The organism is Nitrospirillum pindoramense (assembly GCF_007827955.1).
Taxonomy (GTDB): domain Bacteria; phylum Pseudomonadota; class Alphaproteobacteria; order Azospirillales; family Azospirillaceae; genus Nitrospirillum; species Nitrospirillum amazonense_B.
Window position 1 is genome coordinate 355,881 of sequence record NZ_VITR01000003.1, and the last position, 17,210, is coordinate 373,090.

The 17,210-nt window shown below is 65.8% G+C and carries 18 protein-coding genes; 8 read left to right on the plus strand and 10 right to left on the minus strand.

Annotation, left to right across the window (positions count from 1 at the left end; translation table 11 throughout):
- Nucleotides 1-221: 221 nt before the first annotated feature.
- Nucleotides 222-434 (minus strand): hypothetical protein, encoded by a 213-nt coding sequence (locus tag FBZ90_RS06565; protein WP_145730212.1) that lies wholly within the window; start codon nt 432-434, stop codon nt 222-224.
- 49 nt (nt 435-483) lie between these two features.
- The gene (locus FBZ90_RS06570) at nt 484-1,059 is read right to left on the minus strand and encodes a sigma-70 family RNA polymerase sigma factor (protein ID WP_145730213.1); all 576 of its coding nucleotides are present in this window, start codon (nt 1,057-1,059) and stop codon (nt 484-486) included.
- A gap of 449 nt (nt 1,060-1,508) precedes the next feature.
- Between FBZ90_RS06570 and FBZ90_RS06575 the strand changes: the two genes are divergently transcribed.
- Nucleotides 1,509-1,736: a hypothetical protein gene (locus tag FBZ90_RS06575; protein WP_145730214.1), complete on the plus strand. Its 228-nt coding sequence runs from the start codon at nt 1,509-1,511 to the stop codon at nt 1,734-1,736.
- Nucleotides 1,737-1,871: 135 nt separating this feature from the next.
- Here the strand turns inward: FBZ90_RS06575 and FBZ90_RS06580 are convergent, their stop codons facing one another.
- From FBZ90_RS06580 to FBZ90_RS06600, 5 genes are all read right to left on the minus strand, one after another.
- Nucleotides 1,872-2,399: an SRPBCC family protein gene (locus tag FBZ90_RS06580; protein WP_186455640.1), complete on the minus strand. Its 528-nt coding sequence runs from the start codon at nt 2,397-2,399 to the stop codon at nt 1,872-1,874.
- A gap of 74 nt (nt 2,400-2,473) precedes the next feature.
- The gene (locus tag FBZ90_RS06585; protein ID WP_145730216.1) at nt 2,474-2,947 is read right to left on the minus strand and encodes a VOC family protein; all 474 of its coding nucleotides are present in this window, start codon (nt 2,945-2,947) and stop codon (nt 2,474-2,476) included.
- Between the two features lie 122 nt (nt 2,948-3,069).
- On the minus strand, nt 3,070-4,347 hold the full coding sequence (locus FBZ90_RS06590) for an RNA polymerase sigma factor (RefSeq protein ID WP_145730217.1): 1,278 nt from the start codon (nt 4,345-4,347) through the stop codon (nt 3,070-3,072).
- Between the two features lie 3 nt (nt 4,348-4,350).
- Complete coding sequence (locus FBZ90_RS06595) at nt 4,351-4,725, minus strand: YciI family protein (RefSeq protein WP_145730218.1); 375 nt, start codon at nt 4,723-4,725, stop codon at nt 4,351-4,353.
- A 125-nt stretch (nt 4,726-4,850) separates the two neighbouring features.
- Nucleotides 4,851-5,273: a VOC family protein gene (locus FBZ90_RS06600; RefSeq protein ID WP_145730219.1), complete on the minus strand. Its 423-nt coding sequence runs from the start codon at nt 5,271-5,273 to the stop codon at nt 4,851-4,853.
- 271 nt (nt 5,274-5,544) lie between these two features.
- Here FBZ90_RS06600 and FBZ90_RS06605 point away from each other — a divergent pair, with 271 nt between their 5' ends.
- The 4 genes from FBZ90_RS06605 to FBZ90_RS06620 all read left to right on the plus strand — a co-directional run bounded on the left by FBZ90_RS06605 (nt 5,545) and on the right by FBZ90_RS06620 (nt 9,049).
- Nucleotides 5,545-6,729 (plus strand): glycosyltransferase, encoded by a 1,185-nt coding sequence (locus FBZ90_RS06605; RefSeq protein WP_145730220.1) that lies wholly within the window; start codon nt 5,545-5,547, stop codon nt 6,727-6,729.
- A gap of 13 nt (nt 6,730-6,742) precedes the next feature.
- Complete coding sequence (locus tag FBZ90_RS06610) at nt 6,743-7,717, plus strand: alpha/beta hydrolase (RefSeq protein ID WP_145730221.1); 975 nt, start codon at nt 6,743-6,745, stop codon at nt 7,715-7,717.
- Between the two features lie 419 nt (nt 7,718-8,136).
- Complete coding sequence (locus FBZ90_RS06615; protein WP_145730222.1) at nt 8,137-8,379, plus strand: hypothetical protein; 243 nt, start codon at nt 8,137-8,139, stop codon at nt 8,377-8,379.
- A 151-nt stretch (nt 8,380-8,530) separates the two neighbouring features.
- Nucleotides 8,531-9,049, plus strand: a complete 519-nt coding sequence (locus FBZ90_RS06620; RefSeq protein WP_145730223.1) for a hypothetical protein — start codon at nt 8,531-8,533, stop codon at nt 9,047-9,049.
- A 14-nt stretch (nt 9,050-9,063) separates the two neighbouring features.
- On the opposite strand, the gene FBZ90_RS06625 is transcribed toward FBZ90_RS06620, so the two are convergent.
- Nucleotides 9,064-9,963 carry a LytTR family DNA-binding domain-containing protein gene (locus FBZ90_RS06625; RefSeq protein WP_145730224.1) on the minus strand — a complete coding sequence of 300 codons (900 nt, stop codon included), beginning with the start codon at nt 9,961-9,963 and terminating at the stop codon, nt 9,064-9,066.
- Nucleotides 9,964-10,096: 133 nt separating this feature from the next.
- On the opposite strand from FBZ90_RS06625, the gene FBZ90_RS06630 reads away from it, so the two are divergent.
- Nucleotides 10,097-11,320 carry an acyltransferase family protein gene (locus FBZ90_RS06630; RefSeq protein WP_145730225.1) on the plus strand — a complete coding sequence of 408 codons (1,224 nt, stop codon included), beginning with the start codon at nt 10,097-10,099 and terminating at the stop codon, nt 11,318-11,320.
- Nucleotides 11,321-11,339: 19 nt separating this feature from the next.
- Here FBZ90_RS06630 and FBZ90_RS06635 read toward each other — a convergent pair whose 3' ends face one another.
- Together FBZ90_RS06635 and FBZ90_RS06640 are read right to left on the minus strand one after the other, a co-directional pair.
- Complete coding sequence (locus FBZ90_RS06635) at nt 11,340-12,299, minus strand: PAS domain S-box protein (protein WP_145730226.1); 960 nt, start codon at nt 12,297-12,299, stop codon at nt 11,340-11,342.
- A gap of 247 nt (nt 12,300-12,546) precedes the next feature.
- A complete protein-coding gene (locus tag FBZ90_RS06640; RefSeq protein ID WP_145730227.1) occupies nt 12,547-13,458 on the minus strand; it encodes a LytR/AlgR family response regulator transcription factor in 912 nt (303 codons plus the stop codon).
- A 149-nt stretch (nt 13,459-13,607) separates the two neighbouring features.
- On the opposite strand from FBZ90_RS06640, the gene FBZ90_RS06645 reads away from it, so the two are divergent.
- Nucleotides 13,608-14,840: an acyltransferase family protein gene (locus FBZ90_RS06645; RefSeq protein WP_211101923.1), complete on the plus strand. Its 1,233-nt coding sequence runs from the start codon at nt 13,608-13,610 to the stop codon at nt 14,838-14,840.
- Nucleotides 14,841-15,041: 201 nt separating this feature from the next.
- Entirely contained in the window at nt 15,042-16,937 is a 1,896-nt protein-coding gene (locus FBZ90_RS06650; protein ID WP_145730228.1) for a methyl-accepting chemotaxis protein, read from the plus strand.
- The last annotated feature ends 273 nt before the right edge of the window (nt 16,938-17,210 follow it).

The window sequence follows — 17,210 nt, forward strand, 5'->3', positions numbered from 1 at the left end:
GCAAAGTAGAAGTGTCAGTCTTCCGGTTGGCTATGTCCACGTGGAAGGCTGCGGTGGGCTAGGTCGTGATGAGCGAACGGGACCTTCGTCCCGCCGTCAGGCCTGAGCAAAGTAGAAGTGTCAGTCTTCCGGTTGGCTATGTCCACGTGGAAGGCTGCGGTGGGCTAGGTCGTGATGAGCGAACGGGACCTTCGTCCCGCCCACCCTTCGGTGGCCAAGCCTCACGCGGCGCGGGCGGTGGGCAACGGGTGGACGATGAAGGCCTCACAGGATGGCGTCGGCATCAGCGGCGCCGGGTACCCTTCCCCGATGACGGGTGGTGTCGCGTCGCTGGGGCCATGCCCGGTCATCACCGGCTCTCCGGCGGCCAGCCATTGCAGGGACATGCGTCGCCACTGGTGGACATCCCGCGACCAAGGTTTCCTGTCAGGCACTTCACCTAAATCCTTTTGCCAGGTTGCGCTGCGATGGGGCGACAGTGGCTCAATGGCTGCTGACCGGGCGCGTATCCCAGGCGCTGCTGGTGCCCAAGCCGGTGGGCGTGCCCAAGCCGGTATCACCCGGGTCCATGCCCATGATGTCGGCCAGGCGGGCGCGACCGCGGTTGACGCGGCTTTTGATGGTGCCGAGCGCGCAGCCGCAAATTTCCGCCGCTTCCTCGTAGCTGGCGCCGACGCCGCCCACCAGGACCAGCGCTTCCCGCTGTTCCACGGGCAGTTTCATCAGCGCCGCCTTCAACTCACGGCTGGCGATGCCCCAATCCTGGGAAGGGCCTATGGTCAAGCGCGCGGTATGAACGCCGTCCGGATCGCCCACCTCCCGCTGCTGGTGCTTGGCTACTGAATAATACCGATTCCGCAAAATGGTGAAGAGCCAGGCGCGCAGGTTGGTGCCCGGCGTGAACTGCTCGGCATGGGACCAAGCCCGGACGATGGCGTCCTGCACGAGATCGTCGGTGTCGGCGGCGTTGTTGGTCAATGACCGGGCGAAGGCCCGCATGGCGGGGATGAGTTTCACTAGGTCGTCACGGAAGGTGGGCGTCGTCTCAGCGGATGGCATGGATCACCCCTTTTTGTGAAAGCCCGCTGCGTTTCTCACGTCATCAAGAAATCGCAGGTGATTGTGGGCGATGTCGAGGTTCGTTATCCCCAGAATTCGTCCGTATCGTTGAGAGACTATAGGCAAGCGCTGTCGATCGCGTCCCTCCGTATTTCGGGAAGAACACTATGTTTATCGCTGTATTTATTCGGTCTATTTGGCGGATGATCTATTACGATCCGGTTATGCGGCGAAGTGTCCAGCGTGCCCTGGGCTGGTCTGTTCAAAGGAGAGGAATGGCAATTTTGCGGTAACGTGCCACCCCTTCCCTACACCCAACGCCCCATCGCCTGCCCTGACCGGCTTAAACGGAAGGGGCATCATCCGCTCAGCCGCGTGGAACAAAGCCGCTGCTGGAGACTTTAGGGAGGGTACGAAGGGCATAGGCCCAATGTCACAGGAAGGATGCCATGACTAAGCGGTTGAAAAGCATAGAATTTCAGCGTTATCTGGTCCTGCCCCCCGCCATGGCGACGCTCGGTCAGCGACCGGTGGCCTATGCCTACCGCTATGATGCCGCCCGCAATGACGTGGATGATCAGGTTCGGGAAATGTTCTGCGACATGGTGGCCGAGCCCCTGCCCGCCGACATCCAGGCCCTGCTGGCGCGACTGCAGGGGAAAGAGAGACTGAACTGAGGTGCCTCTCGCGGCATCCCCGTGGCCGCGCGCCCGTGCAGGCGGCATCTCTTCGATGAAAAGGCCGGCGCCTGATCAGGGCCCGGCCTTTTCACGTCGTCTCGGTCACGTGGTCTTGGTCACGTCGCCCGGAGGTTACGCGGCCTGCGCCCGGGTCAGATACTCTTCCAACTGGTTTAACGTCCCGCTCCAGCCCTGGTGCAGGCTGTCCATGCCGGCGGCGAAGGTGGCCTGTTCCTCCGGCGTGGCATCGATGGGGACGGCGGTGCAATCCAACCGGGTGCCGCCCTCGTCAACGACGAAGGTGGTGGTGCTGAGCAACGCCAGCGGCCACGTTGGGCTCATGGGATGGCGTATCGCTTGGCCATCCGGATCGGTGAAGGAGACGGTGAAGGACAGCACACCGGATGCCGCCACCGTGGGCGCCACGATGTCCCTGAAGGTCCACTTGCCCCACATGATGGCGCCCCCGGCTTCCTCCGGTGCTTTCATCCCGTAGAAAAATGTCCCTTGCTGCCGCAGGTCCAGATCGCCGCGCACCCAGCGAAAGCCCCTGGGCCCCCACCACAGGCGCAAGCGCTCCGGTTCCGTATAGGCCGACCACAGCAGGCGGGGCGGCGCCGCGAAACGGCGGGACAGGCGGAATATGGGCGTCTCGGTCATGGTGCGCATCCCTGTTCATGGGTGGATTTATAGTGGGTCGGGTTTGCCAGGCGCCGCTTGTCCTGGCGGAATGCTCAGCCGGCCTCGCCAGCGGTGGCCAAGGGGCATGCCTCGCCCGGCGCGCCCAGGGGATGGGCGAAGCTCCATATATGGCCATAAGGATCACGGATCTGGCCATAACGGGCGCCCCAGAAGGCGTCCATGGCCGGCATGGCCACGGCGGCGCCGGCGGTCACCGCCCGGTCCATGGCGGCATCGCAATTGGCGACCTCCAGGTGCAGGAACACGCTGGTGCCTTTCAGCGTCGTGGGTGGGGCGCCGGTCCCGCCCATCTCCGCCCGGTATTCCGGAAAATCGTCGCAGAGGAAGACACGGGCGCCATTCACGCGTATCTCCGCGTGCAGCAGGCGGTCACCGTCCTTTTCCGGCATGCGGAAGACCTCCTCCGCGCCCAGGCCCTGCACGTAAAACTGCAGCGCCGCCTTGGCGTCGCTGACCACCAGATGGGGAATGACGCCCTGCTGCGCGGGCTGGATGCTGTCGGACATGATCACCTGCTCCCGTTTCCTTGAGGGTTCCAAATGGGAAATCGTGGCGGCCCCATGGGCGGGGCCACCCCAAGGACGGTCATCGCCGGGCGGTTCCGACAGGTCCTGCGATTTTTCGCGATTTATTTTTGAACGGGCGCCGCCTCGTCCATCAGACGATCCAGATGCTGGCGGATGTGGGCGGCTTCGGCCGGGGTATGGGCCAGCGCGATGGCGCGGTCGAAGGCCACCCGCGCCTCCGCCGTCCGTCCCAACTGGCTCAGATAGGCGCCCTTGGCCCCGAAGAAGTGGAAATAGCCCCCCAGCCGATCGCCCAGCGGTTCGATCATGGCCAGCGCTGCCGCCGGCCCCCGCAGCTTGGCCGTGGCGACGGAACGGTTCAGCGTCACCACCGGCGACGGCAGGATATGCTCCAGCGTGGCGTACAGCAGGTCGATCTGCGACCAGTCCGTCTCGGCGGCGCTGGGCGCGCGGGCATGCAGGGCGGCGATCGCGGCCTGCACCAGGTACGGGGTCGGCTGGCCGTGGCGCATGGCCTTGTCGATCAGGGCCAGGCCTTCCGCGATCATCGGGGCGCTCCAGCGGCGACGGTCTTGATCGTCCAGCAGGATGGCGTTGCCCTGGCCATCGAAACGGGCGGCGGCGCGAGACTGCTGCAACAGCATCAGCGCCAGCAGGCCCATGATCTCCGGCTTCGCCGGGAACAGGCGCAGCAGCAGGCGCGCCAGGCGGATCGCCTCATGCGCCAGGGGCGCGCGTCGTTCCGCCGTGTCGCCGCCGGCGGAATAGCCCTCGTTGAACAGCAGGTAGAGCATGGCGGCGACGGTTCCCAGCCGCCGCGCCCGTTCCGGCGCGCCCGGCGTCTCGAACGGCACGCCCGACCGCGCGATGCGCGCCTTGGCCCGGGTGATGCGCTGCTCCATGGCGCTTTCCCCGACCAGGAAGGCGCGGGCGATGTCCGCCACGCTGAGGCCGGAGACGATGCGCAAGGCCACCGCGATCTGCTGGGTGGCCGGCAGGTCCGGCGCGCAGCAGATGAACAGCAGGCGCAGGATGTCGTCACGATAGCCGGCGTCGTCCAGGCGTTCGGCCAGGGCGGCTTCCGCATCCCCCTCGCCGTCGTCGGCGGTTATGACATCTTCCGCCGGCAGGGGCTGCTGGCGTGCCTGGCGACGGACACCGTCCAGCGCGGCGTTTCGGCCGACGAAGATCAGCCAGGCGGCGGGATCGCGGGGGGGGCCATTGCGGGGCCAAGCGGTCAGCGCCCGCAGCGAGGCCTCCTGAAACGCTTCCTCGGCCGTGTCCAGGTCACGGAAATAGCGCAGCAAGGCGCCCATGGCCTGGGGACGGGCCGCCGCCAGGGCTGTGTCGATCCAGGCCATGTCGATGGGCCCGGTCATGACTCAGGCCCCAGCGGACGGTGCGGGATGATAAAGGCCGACGGGGCGGATTTCGTAGCAGCCGCCGGGGTTTGCGCGGCCCAGTTCACGCGCCGTGTCCAGAACCTGTTCCAGCGTCTCCCCCTCGACCAGGTAGAAGCCCAGCAGTTGTTCCTTGGTCTCGGCGAAGGGGCCGTCGATCACCAGCGGCGGGTCGCTGTCCTTGCGCAGGGTGGTGGCGGCCGTGGTGGGCAGCAGCCGGGCCACCGGGCCCAACCGCCCTTCCCGCGCCAGCTTCTCGTGTACCAGCGCCAGCTTGGCCATCACGGCATCATCCTCCTCCTTGGTCCAGGAGCCGACGACATCTTCGCGGTGGTAACACAGGATGGCATACAGCATGGGACGTTCCTCCGGCGAATGGGGTGGGCCGGCTTGGCGCCGGTTCTTCCCAGGACGGTCCAGTATGGCCGCTTCCGACAGAGCCGCCGGAAAAAACCTGACGACTGTCGTGTGCTATTGGGCCCCTATTTGGCGAAGATGAGAGACTCGTCGCGGAAGGCTTTGAATTCCAGGGCATTCCCACTCGGGTCATATAGGAACATGGTGCCTTGTTCCCCCACCTGGCCCTTGAAGCGGATGTACGGTTCGATCACGAACGCCTGGCCGGCATTCCGCAGGCGGTCTGCCAGCGCCGTCCAGTCATCCCAGGCCAGGATCAGGCCAAAATGCGGGACAGGCACCTCGTGCCCATCGACCGGGTTGTGGTTCCGGTCGGCCCCCTGGTCGTGAACCAGATGCGCCACGATCTGATGGCCGTACAAGTCGAAGTCAACCCATTCCGGTGAACTGCGCCCCTCGGGGCATTCCAACAGGTCGCCGTAAAAGGCGCGGGCGGCCGTCAGATCATGGACGGGGAAAGCCAGGTGAAAACGCGGGCGCTGTGTCATCCTCATCCGCTTTCTTAGGAAATGTTTTATTTTATTTCAGAGAGTTAGCAAAATTCCCTAAGGTGAAAAATCACCTTAGGGTGCGCCATGCCACAGGCGCCATAGCCTTCGGCCCACTAGGGCTGCTGCAAATCTTATCACTGGCTGCCCAGCCTTCGCCACGCCCCGGTGGTGTAACCGCCCGGCAGGTCGTATACGACAGCGGCCTGGAAAACCGTTAGAACCTATCCCATTCCCCGCCATGTTCCCGATCCCTCCGACCTTGGCCGCCATGTCCGACGCCCCGCGCCCAACCTTGCTTTTTGTCGTGACGGAGGACTGGTACTTCCGCTCCCATCGGCTGCCCACCGCGCGGGCGGCGCGGGACGCCGGCTTCGATGTCGGGGTGGCCTGTCGCGTGGGCAAGGATGCTGCCGCCATCGCCGCGGAAGGGTTCCGCGTCATTCCCCTGCCCTGGCGCCGTGGCAGCTTCAATCCCCTGCGCGCCCTGGGCGACGTCCGCCGCCTGGCGCGGCTTTACCGGCGGGAAAGGCCGACCATCATCCACCATATCGCGGTGAAGCCGACGGTGCTGGGTGGTTTCGCCCTTTTCCTGGCGGGTTTCCCCAACGACCTGCGGGACACCCGCGTGGTCGCCACGCTAGCGGGCTTGGGCCTGGGCCTTTCCGGCGCCGGTACCAAGGCGGCCCTGGGCCGGGGGCTGCTGCGCCTGGCCCTGAAGGCCGCCGGCTGGCGGCGGCGGCATGCGCTGGTCGTGCAGAACGGTGACGATGCCGCCCTGCTGGCCGCCGGCTGGCCCCGCCCGCCATCCTCGCGCCTCATCCGTGGCTCCGGCGTCGATCTCACGCATTATGAGGAACTGGCCGAGCCGATGGGGCCGGTGACCTGCGCCCAGGTTTCGCGCATGCTGACCTTGAAAGGCGTGGAGGACCTGGTGGCGGCCGTGCGCCAGGTCAGGGCCCAAGGGGTCGATTTGCGCCTGCTGCTGGCCGGTGCGCCTGATGCCGACAGTCCCGCCGCCATTCCCGAGGCCACGCTGCGGGCCTGGGGGACCGAGCCCGGCATCGAATGGCTGGGCGCCGTCAGCGATGTGCGGACCGTATGGGCCCGCGCCCACATCGCCGTTCTCGCCTCCCGCGGGGGGGAAGGCGTGCCTAAGAGCCTGCTGGAGGCGGCGGCCTGTGGCCGCGCCATCGTGGCCACCGACGTGCCGGGCAGCCGTGAGGTGGCGGTGGAGGGGCGCAACGCCCTGCTGGCCCCGCCGCGCGATCCGGCGGCCCTGGCGGCCGCGTTGTCGCGCCTGGCGCAGAATGCGGCGCTGCGCCGCCGGCTCAGCCTGGGCAGCCGCGCCGTGGTGGACCCGGAATTTGGCGAGGCCGAGGTGGGGCGGCGCATGCGGGATCTCTATTTGGGCCTGGTGGCGCCGTTTCCGGCATCCGCCCCAGGCGGTGCGTGACGGAGGGCGGGCGATGCGGCCAGGACATTGGGGATGGGCTTTGGTGCTGGCGCTGCTGATCGCCAGCGGGCCGGCCCGCGCCGTCGAGCAGGAGGTGGCCATCAACGGTGGCCCCGGCCCGTTGGCGGGCACATTGGAACTGCCGGACATGGCGCCGCCGGGCCCCATTCCGGCGGTGCTGATGCTCCCCGGGTCCGGCCCCGTCGACCGCAACGGCAACGGCCCGTCATTGCGGACCGACGCCTTGCGCCAATTGGCGCAAACCCTGGCTCTGAAGGGCATCGCCAGCCTGCGGGTCGACAAACGCGGCGTGGGCGCCAGCAAGGGCGCCCTGATCCGTGAGGAGGATTTGCGGCTGGACACCTATGTGCAGGATGCCGGCCAATGGCTGGCCTTCCTGCGCGCCCAGCCGGGCCTCGGCCCGGTCTTCCTCCTGGGGCACAGCGAGGGCGGGCTGACCGTCACCCTGTTGGCGCAACGGGTACCCGTGGCCGGATTGATCCTGGTGGCCACCCCCGGCCGTACGTTCGGCGACCTGTTGCGCCAGCAGCTGCCGCGTACGGACCTGCCCCTGGACGTACAGAAAGCCGCGCTGGAGGCCATCACCCTGCTGGAACAGGGCCGGCCGGTGACCAAGGTGCCGCCGCCGCTGATGAGCCTGTTCCGACCCAGCGTTCAGCCCTACCTGATCTCCGAACTAACCCGCGACCCGGCCGCCGAGTTGGCCCGCACCATGGCGCCCGTGCTGGTGCTGCAAGGGACCAACGACGTGCAGGTCGATATGTCCGACGCCGTCCGCCTGTCCCAGGCGCGCCAGGGCGTGCGTCTGGAACGGCTGGAGGCCGTGAACCACGTCCTGAAGAACGCCCCCTTGAACGACCGCGCCGGCAACCTGGCCACCTACACCGACCCTGGCCTGGCCATCAACCCCGGCATCACCGCCGCCATCGTCCGTTTCGTGCGGGAGAATGAGGCCGGCGGCGGGTGACTGGAATTAGGGACACCATCCCGCCTTGCACAACGGCAGGACAAAAAGCCGCCTAACAGCCATATCGTTCAGAACCTATTTCAGGACGTGGACCAAATCGCCGCTATACTTGGTCGCAAAGCGGACTGGGTGCGGTGGGAACTGGCGCACTGGTGATGTGGAAGTCGATTTTGCGAAGGCCTTGGGTTCAACGCGCCATATTTTTTCTTGGTTTCGCGCTACCTGGTGCTTGCATGTTATGGCTTGGGTTGTCGGCTTTGATTCCCCTGGTCCGTGATATAAGCAATAATGAGCGATTGATTGAATTACAGCTCATGCACATCAAGGAACTGTCGATATCTGTAACATGCCTCGCGTTTGCAGCACTTGCACTCTGCCCTACCCCAGATTTTGGGGCGCGTAGACGGGGACAGCCCCGGGTGACGAAGCAGGCAAAGCGCATTGACGCCGCGACGCTATGCATGGGATTGGCGATTCTGGGAATTATTTTAACCTTCACCTCGCCTCTCATCACCGCGATCACTGTGGAAGAAATCGTGACCAACCGCGGTTACGTCGCCTGTCCTTCGGTGCCGGGAGAGCGTCATCCACCCATGCGCTGGACCCGAGGTCCGGCCGATAGCTGTCCTTCGCCGGAGAAGAAGGCCGCGTCGAAGGGCTAATGCAGGGACGCATCGTCACCCCTCCAGAAAATACGCCTTGAAAGTTGATGAACAGCAATATGGTTCATGATTTGTCTCAGAACGTACAGGATATTGCATCGAATCTCGCTCGAAAAGCTGATTGGGTACGATTAGAATTGGCGCACTGGTGATGTGGAAGCTCTTCCTTCAAAATATCTGGGTCCAACGCGTATTATTTTTCTCGGCGTTCGCGCTTCCTGGCGCTGGTGCGTTATGGTTTGGATTATCAAAATTAAACGCACTATTCGGTGAAATCGGTAATAATGCGCAGATTGTTGCGATAAATAATTCTGATTATAAGGCGGTTCCTGTATTTTTATTTTGCTTCTCTTTCTCGGCATTAGCGATAATTCCGAAGCCGCAATTAAATATAAATAGAGGTCGCAAGAAATTATCGAATAAAAAGAGTAAGCGTTTTAATGTTCCTGCCATACTTGTAATGGTTTGTATTAGTTTGGCATCGATAGGCTTAATTTTAACGCTTATATCCCCTCTCATTGCTGCGATTACTGTGGAGGAAATTGTAACTAGTCGCGGTTACGTCGCCTGTCCCGCTGTGCCGGGAGAACGTCATCCACCTATGCGCTGGACCCGAGGTCCGGTCGATAGCTGCCCCTCGCTGGACAAGAAGGCTGCGTCCAAGAACTGACGCATAAGCGCTTGTCAGCCCTCCAGCAGATCCGCCTTGAAGCGTCGGCTGGCGGTTACGGTCAGGCCGGTGGTCAGCGTGATGTCCAGGTCGCCGGAGGGTCGGCTGTCCATGCGCTGGATGGCCGCGCGGTTCAGTAGGCGGGAGCGGTGGACGCGCACGAACAGCTGGGGCGGCAACTCGGCCTGGATGTCGGCCAGGGACCGGCGCACCAGATGCACCCGTTCCGCCGTCATGACCTCCACATATTTGCCGGCGGCGCTGACCTGCAGGATCTCCTGCGGCGCCACGAACACCCGCCGGGTGCCGACCTTCAGTTCCAGGCGCGGCGGCGGCTCCACGGGCGGTGTGGGTGCCGGGAGGGGCGCCGCCCCCGCCGCCTGCTGTGCCTCCACCAGGGCGACCACCCGCGACAGGCGCACCAATTGGCGCCCCATGGTCAGGATGGCGGTGGCGACCAGGTAGGTTATGGTGTCTTTGCGCAACTCATAGGGAAATTCGCGGGTCAGCGGCCCCACATGGTAGGTCCAGCCCACGAGGCCATAGAGAATGGATCGAAGCCCCATCATGATGGCGACATGCACGGTGCTGTAGCCCAGCATCGTGACGATGTGCAGCCCCAGGGTACGCCAGGGTGCACGGGCCCAAGCGGACCGATTGACGGCCAGATAGACCAGCGGCAGGGCGGCGAAGCCGCCGATGGCGCTGGAATACTCCCAACTGATTGGTTCCCAGGGGGCGATAGGGCTGGCGCCGCCGCGCTCGTGCTCCGTGAACACCGAGAAAATGTTCACCGTGGTCGGCAGCAGATAGAAGGCCAGCCAAACCAGCGCCCAGGTTCCCCGCGCCGACAGCCGCCACCCGGGTAGCATCACCGCTTGCGCCGCTGGTCCCACCGTTGGTGCCGTGGACATCGCCGTTCAATCCCCATCCGCGCCTTTTGTCCCGCCGCCGGTGCCCACCGGCCTTGGGGCGGGCTGCCGGGTGAATGCAGCGTAGCGCCAACGCTGGTCGCACGGCCAGCTTGATCATGAGGATGCGCCGCCGATGTCCGTTTCCGCCCCTGCCTCCCCCTCGACGCGCCAGTATGACCTGGACTGGATCCGGGTCATCGCCTTCTTCCTGCTGATCCTCTATCACGTGGGCATGTTCTACGTGCCCTGGGACTGGCATGTGAAAACCCCCCATCCGGTGCCCGCGCTGGAACCCATCATGATGCTGACCAGCCCGTGGCGGCTGACCCTGTTGTTCCTGGTTTCAGGCGCCGCCACCCGCTTCCTGGCGGGCAAAATGGCTATCGCCGGCACGGTGGATGTGCGCGCGCTAACCCGGGCCCGGGTGGCGCGGCTGCTGCCGCCGCTGCTGCTGGCCATCTTCGTGATCGTCCCGCCGCAGAGCTTTTTCGAGATCGTGGAGAAGGTGCCGGACCAGGCCCTGCCCTACGCCGACTTTTACCTGAGGTACGTCACCGGCAGCGGCCACTGGTGCCGCGGAACCGACTGCCTGATGACGCCCACCTACAACCACATGTGGTTCGTGGCCTATCTGCTGGCCTACACTCTCGTGCTGTGCGGCCTGCTGGCCGTGGCGGGGCCGGCGCTGAAACGGCTGGAGCGCGGCGTCGCATGGGCCTTGGGCGGTTGGCGCCTGCTGGTGCTGCCCATCCTGTTCCTGGGAGTGATCCGCTTTGCCCTGTTGAGCCGGTTCCCCATGACGCATTGGATCGTCAACGACTGGTATGACCATGCCCTGTCGTTCAGCGCCTTCCTGTTCGGCTTCCTCACGGCCCCCGTCGAAAGCCTACGCCAGGGGTTCATGCGCCTGCGCTGGACCGCGTTGGCGGTGGCGCTGGCGGCTTATGCCGCCTTCGCGACCTATGCTTGGATCTACCGCGCCGACGATGCCGTCCCGCCGGAGGCGTTGCGCGCCGTCATGCGCTTTGTCTATGCCGCCGACCAGTGGGCGGCCATCGCTGCCGCGCTGGGCTTCGGCGCCCGCCACCTCACTCGGGACAGCGCCGCCCTGCGCTATCTGGTTCCGGCGGTCTTCCCCTTCTATCTGGTGCACCAGACGGTGACCGTCGTCCTGGGCCATTACCTGGCCAAGGCCGCCCTGCCCCAGGGAATTGAGGCGCCGCTGCTGATCCTGGGCACCTTCGCCGCCTGCTTCGCCGTCTATGAGGCGGTGCGGCGCGTGAACCCGTTGCGGCCCTGGTTCGGGCTGAAACCCCGACCGGCCGGGCAATTGGCGGAAAGGCCCCAACTGGCCTGATCGCCTGACGGTGCGGGTGTCAGGCAGTCAGGTTGGCGCGCGGCAGGCTGATGCCCAGGGCCAGGCCGCCGTCCTGCCAGTCGAAGTTCAGACGCCCGCCCAACTGCCCCGCCAGCAGTAACTGGCAGACTGTGAGGCCGAAGCCTTTGCGCAGGGGCGGGCGGACATCGTGCAGGCCCCATTCGCGCCAGCTGAGGGACAGGGCCTCGTCATCGCTGTGCCAGGACAGGTCGATGTGGCCGTCCGGGTGGTTCAGGGCGCCGAAGCGGGCGGCGTTGCCGGCCAGTTCGTACAACGCCAAGCCCATGGCCTGTGACGCCTGGGGCCCCAGCACCATTTGGGGGCCGCTGCAGGTGACGCGTGAACCGCCCGGATCGAAAGGATCGAACGAGATGTGGGTCAGGCTGTCCAGGTCGGTGCCCACCCACTGCCGGCTGGCCACCTGGCTGTGGATGGCGGCCAGCGCGGAGATGCGTCCCTCCACCAGGGCCACGAAATCATCGACCGTGTCGGCCCGCGTCAGGCGCAGGATGGACTGGACCACCGCCAGCGCGTTCTTGGCGCGGTGGTCGACCTCCTGCATCAGGAAGGAGATCTGCCGTTCGGAACGGCGGTGCTGGGAAATGTCGCGGGCGATCTTGGACGCGCCGATCAGGTTGCCCTCGCCGTCATGCAGGGGCGACACGCTTAGCGAGATCTCCAGCGTGTGGCCATCCTTGTGGCGGCGCAGGGTCTCGAAATGACTGATCCGCTCCCCCTGCTTCAGCCGGGCGAGGATGCTGGGCATTTCCGCCTCGCGTCCGGGCGGCGCCAGAACGGTGACGCTGCGGCCGATCATCTCTTCGGCGGTGTAGCCGAACATCCGCTCCGCCGCCGCGTTCCAACTGGTGACGATGCCATCCAGCGTCTTACTGATGATGGCGTCGTCCGACGAGTCGACGATCGCGGCCAGAATGGCGTGCGAAGACAAGGCGTCCATCGGTCGGCAGGGCCTCCAAGCCAACACAAAAAACAAGAGTTAGCGCCAACCAATGCCGGTTGGGCCGGACTTGGGGCACCCGTCTCCGCGGGCACTTCATCTCAAGGTGTGAAACCTTGTAGAACAGCGCACCCCATCGACCATCGCAGTCTGGCCCAATGCACGGTCCCACTTCAAACGGACCTTAGACCTATACCTCCGGCGATTCACGGCCCATGGCCGATAATCGCTTGGGCATACATCTATTCTAGAAAAGTTCTGATTTGTAACGCCGGCTGGCGGGAATGACGGCCCCGTTGCGCAGTGTGAGGTCCATGTCGCCGGAGGGGCGGCTGTCGATGCGCAGGATGGCGCCGCGGTTCACCACATGGGAACGGTGGACCCGCACGAACTCCGGAACGGGCAGGTCCGCCTGGAAATCCGCCAGGGTGCGACGGACCAGGTGGACGGCTTCGGCGGTCACGACCTCGATGTAATTGCCGGCGGATCGGACCAGCAGGATTTCCGCCGGTGCCAGGTAGACACGCCGTGACCCGACCTTCAGTTCCACCCGCGCCGGCTCCGCGCCAGGAGGGCGTCCAGGCTCCGCCGCGTGGGTTGGCGGTGCGCCCGTCGCGGGGGAAGCAACGGCGTTTGCCGCCGCCTCAAGCAGGGCCAGGGAGCGCGACAGGCGGATCAGGTGGCGGACACCGACCACGACCAGCACGATCAGCAAATAGGTCAGCAGAACCCGGCGAATCTCATAGGGCAGGTCATCCCGCAGATCGTCCAGGCCGTACCCCTGGCCCAGGGCGCCATAGGCGGCCATGCGCATCACGGTCACGGCGGCCAGGTGCAGGATGCCGAAGGCCAGCGCCGTCGCCAGGAACTGGGCCACCCAGCGTACGGGCGCCTCCGTCCAGGTGGGGGCATGGTTGATGGACCAGCGGACCAGGGGCAGCACCAGCAGCAACGCGATGCCGCTGGAGTACTCGCGCAGGAAGGGCTCCCACCCCGGGATGTCCTGGTTGGTACGTTCGTATTCCGTGAGCAATGTGAAGGCGTTGATGGTCGTGGGAAGAAAGGCGAAACCCAGCCACACCAGCGCCCAGGCCTTCAGATTCGGCGTACTCCAGAAGGCCAGGAAACGATCCACCGCCCGTCTCATATTTTCAACCATTCACCGTTTCCGCGCCACCATCCGTCCCCGCCAGCCCCTTAAAACCAGCCGTTCGCGTCAGGGAAATGGCCTGCCCTTTCTCCAAAGATCAGCGTAGGGCAGCGGTACACGCGACCGCCACACGTCTTACGACCAGGGGCCGAAAGAACATGATGCCTTCCCGTGCGACGCCAACCGTCACCCGCCGTCCGGACCTGGACTGGATCCGGGTACTGGCGTTCTTCACGCTGATCGTGTTCCACGTCGGCATGTTCTACGGGCCTTGGGAATGGCATGTGAAAAGCCCGCGCGAGGTTCCGGGCATGGCATCGGTGCTGATGGCCACCAGTCCTTGGCGCCTCACCCTGCTCTTCCTGGTCTCCGGCGCTGCCACCCGCTTCATGGCCGACAAGATGACGGTGGCCGCCCTGACCAAGGCGAGGGTGGCCCGTCTGGTCCCTCCCCTGGTGTTCGCCGTCCTGGTCCTGGTGCCGCCACAGACCTATTACCAGGTGATCGAACAGGCGGTGACGCCGGTGGAAACCTACTATCCCGCCTTCTACCTCAAGTACCTCAGCGGTACCGGCCACTGGTGCCGGGTCAATGACTGCCTAACGACGCCGACCTACAACCACATGTGGTTCGTCTCTTACCTGCTGGCCTACAGCCTGGCGCTCTCGGTCTTGCTGGCCATGGCGGGACAGCGCCTGCGCGCGGTGGGGGATATCCTGGAGGCCCGGTTGACCGGCTGGCGGCTGGTGGTCCTACCGTTCCTGGCGCTGTGCGCGCTGGACATGTTGCAACTACGCTTTCCCATCACCCATTGGCTGCTGCACGACTGGTACAACCACATCCTGTCATTCACGGCCTTCCTGTTCGGTTTCCTCATCGCCAAATCCCTTCCCCTGCGGGATGGGTTCGTTCGGTGGCGCTGGTGGGGCCTGGCCCTGGCCCTTCCCGCCTATGCCGCCGTCGCCTATTACACCTGGGCCTATCCTTTCGGCGCGCCGCCGGCCCCCTGGGGCATCCGCGTGCCCATGCGTGTCGTGTACGCCGCGCAGCAATGGGGGGCCATCGTCGCCGCGCTGGGCTTCGGCGCCCGCCACCTGAACCGGGACAGTCCTGTGCTGCGGTATCTGGTCCAGGCGGTATTCCCCTTCTACCTGGTCCATCAGACCATCACCGTGGTGGCGGGCCACAACCTGGCGCTCCTGGGCCTGAACCAGGGCTTGGAAGCCACGCTTCTGGTGGTCATCACCTTCGCGGGCTGCTTCGCCACGTATGAGATCGTCCGGCGCATCAACGTCCTGCGTCCCTGGTTCGGCCTCAAGCGGTGGACGCCGCGCCCTGAAACCGCCGTGCAACCGCAAGAGCGGGCGCAGACGCAGGCGGCCGGCGCCTGAGCGGCGGCTGAGTACGTCTTTGGATATCCTATCCCGAAGATGCATTGCATTTTCGGTAATTTTAGGAGTGTGTCACAAAGTATAAATCCAAATTTAACATGGCTGTGATTATCCGGCGACCGCCGCGGTTTGTAAGGTGGCATGGCTCCGGGTGGCCCGTCCCCTGGGGTTCCCTTGCCTCTGTCAGGATGGCCGCCCCCCATGCGCCAGACGTCCCCCGCCCGCCTCGCCGCCGTCACTGCCCGCCTGCCCGCCCTCAAGACCGCCGTTGCGGCCCGTCTGGCGCCGCTGTTCAAGGGCCCCGCCGGGGCCGGCGTCGCGCGTGTGGCCAGCCGCCTGGGGCGCCTATTGGCGCGCCTGGTGCCGCATCCCACGCGCTTGCGCTCCAAATTCATGGCCGTGGGCGGCACGCTGCTGTTCCTGGTTCTGCTGCAAAGCGCCATCGGCATCGGCATCGCCCGGCAGTCGCGCGCCATCCTGGAGGGAACGACGGCGCAGACGGACGGGGCCATGGCAGACCTGGGCCTGGCCGCCACCCTGAAGAACATGCAGGTGCAGGTGCTGCTGACGCAGACGCTGATGGGCACCCTGTCGGTGGCCGAGCCGGCGGAACTGAACAACTCCCTGCGGGCCATCGCCAGCACCTACGCCGCCGGCCTGGAAGAGGTGCGCCGCGTCGCCGCGCGGGAGCGCGCGAACGGCACCGCTGAGAACAACCCGCTGGGCGACGTGGCCACCAAGGTGCAGATGGCCAAGACGCAGTTCGACGCCCTGCAGGAAACCGCCATGGCCTTGAAGCCACTGGCGGGCAAGAGCTCCGCCCCGGCGGATCAGTTGCTGAAGCTGTCCGCCCAGGTGGATGGCCTGAACGACCATCTGGACCGCATGGCGGAGGCCATGAAGCTGGTGGCCAAGGGCGATCAGGCCCAGGTGCGCGCTGGCAACCAGGCGGCGCTGGGGGTGATCGATGACCTGAACCACGGCATCCAGGCCAGCACGGCGCTGGGCCTGGTCCTGTGCGGGGTGGCGGTCCTGTTCCTGATGCGGGGCGTGCTGTCGCCGCTGCTGGCCGTGGCCGGTGCCACCCGCGAGCTGGCGGGCGGGCGGCTGGACGTGGTCCTGCCCACCGCCCGCAAGGACGAGATCGGTGAGATGGTGGACAGCCTGTCCGTCTTCCGTGACAACGCCCGCGCGGTGGAGCGCCTTAACGTGGAACGTGACCAGGAACGGGCGCGGGCCGAGGAAATGCGCCGCCGCGCCCTGGAAGACACCGCCCAGTCCTTCGAGACCAAGGCGGGCCGCATCCTGGGCTCGGTCACCGACGCCGCCCATGGCCTGGTGGAAACGGCCCGCGCCGTGTCGCGGACCGCCGCCGGCGCCTCCACCGCCGCCACCGCCGCGGAGAGCGCGGCCCAGTCCGCCAACGGCACCATCCAGGGCGCCGTCAGTGCCGCGGAACAATTGCGTGCCACGACGGCCGATGTGCTGGAAAGCGTGGGCGAGGCCGCGAAGCTGGCCCGCACCACCGCCGACAGCACCAAGGGCACCAGCGAACTGATCGAGCGCCTGACCGTGGCCTCCCGCCGCATCACCGACGTGGTCGCTTTGATCCAGACCATCGCCGGGCAGACGAACCTGCTGGCGCTGAACGCCACGATCGAGGCGGCGCGCGCCGGCGAGGCCGGCCGCGGCTTTGCCGTGGTCGCCAGCGAGGTGAAGGGCTTGGCCGGCCAGACCGCTCAGGCCACCCAGGACATTCAGCAGGAAATCGCCGCCATGCAGGCCGCCATCGCCCAGGCGGTGGAGGCATTCCGGGACATCGTGGCGGCGGTGATGCGGATCGACCAGGTGAATGACGGGATCGCCCGCACCATCACCGAGCAGGCGCGCGCCACCCAGGCCATCGCCGCCACCATGACCGACGCCGCCCAGGGCGTCACCCGCGTCGGCGGCGATATCGGCACCGTGGCCCGTGCCGCCAATGACACGGGCCTGGCGACCAGCCAGGTGTTCACCGCCAGCAGCGACTTGTCCGTGCAGGCCAAGGAACTGCAGCGCGCCGTGGCCGATTTCCTCTCCGCCATCGTCGCCGCCTGATGAGGACTGCTTGACCGGTGCGCTTGTCCGGGCGGCCGTCTTGGGTCGCCTGGACGGACGTCAATGAGGCGAGTCGCGACGGGGCGGGCCGAGGGCACCGCCCCGTTGTTCTTTTGGGGGGCAGCGTTCTTTAGGGCCCGACGTTCCTTTTTAGGCATGGCGCCGCGTCGGTAAGGCGGACCTGCGCCCTTAAGCCGCGTGTCCGTGACGCTATGATGCACCTTTATGGTGGCCCGGGCGTAAATAAGCCCGCAGCCAGCGCACAAGGGGATA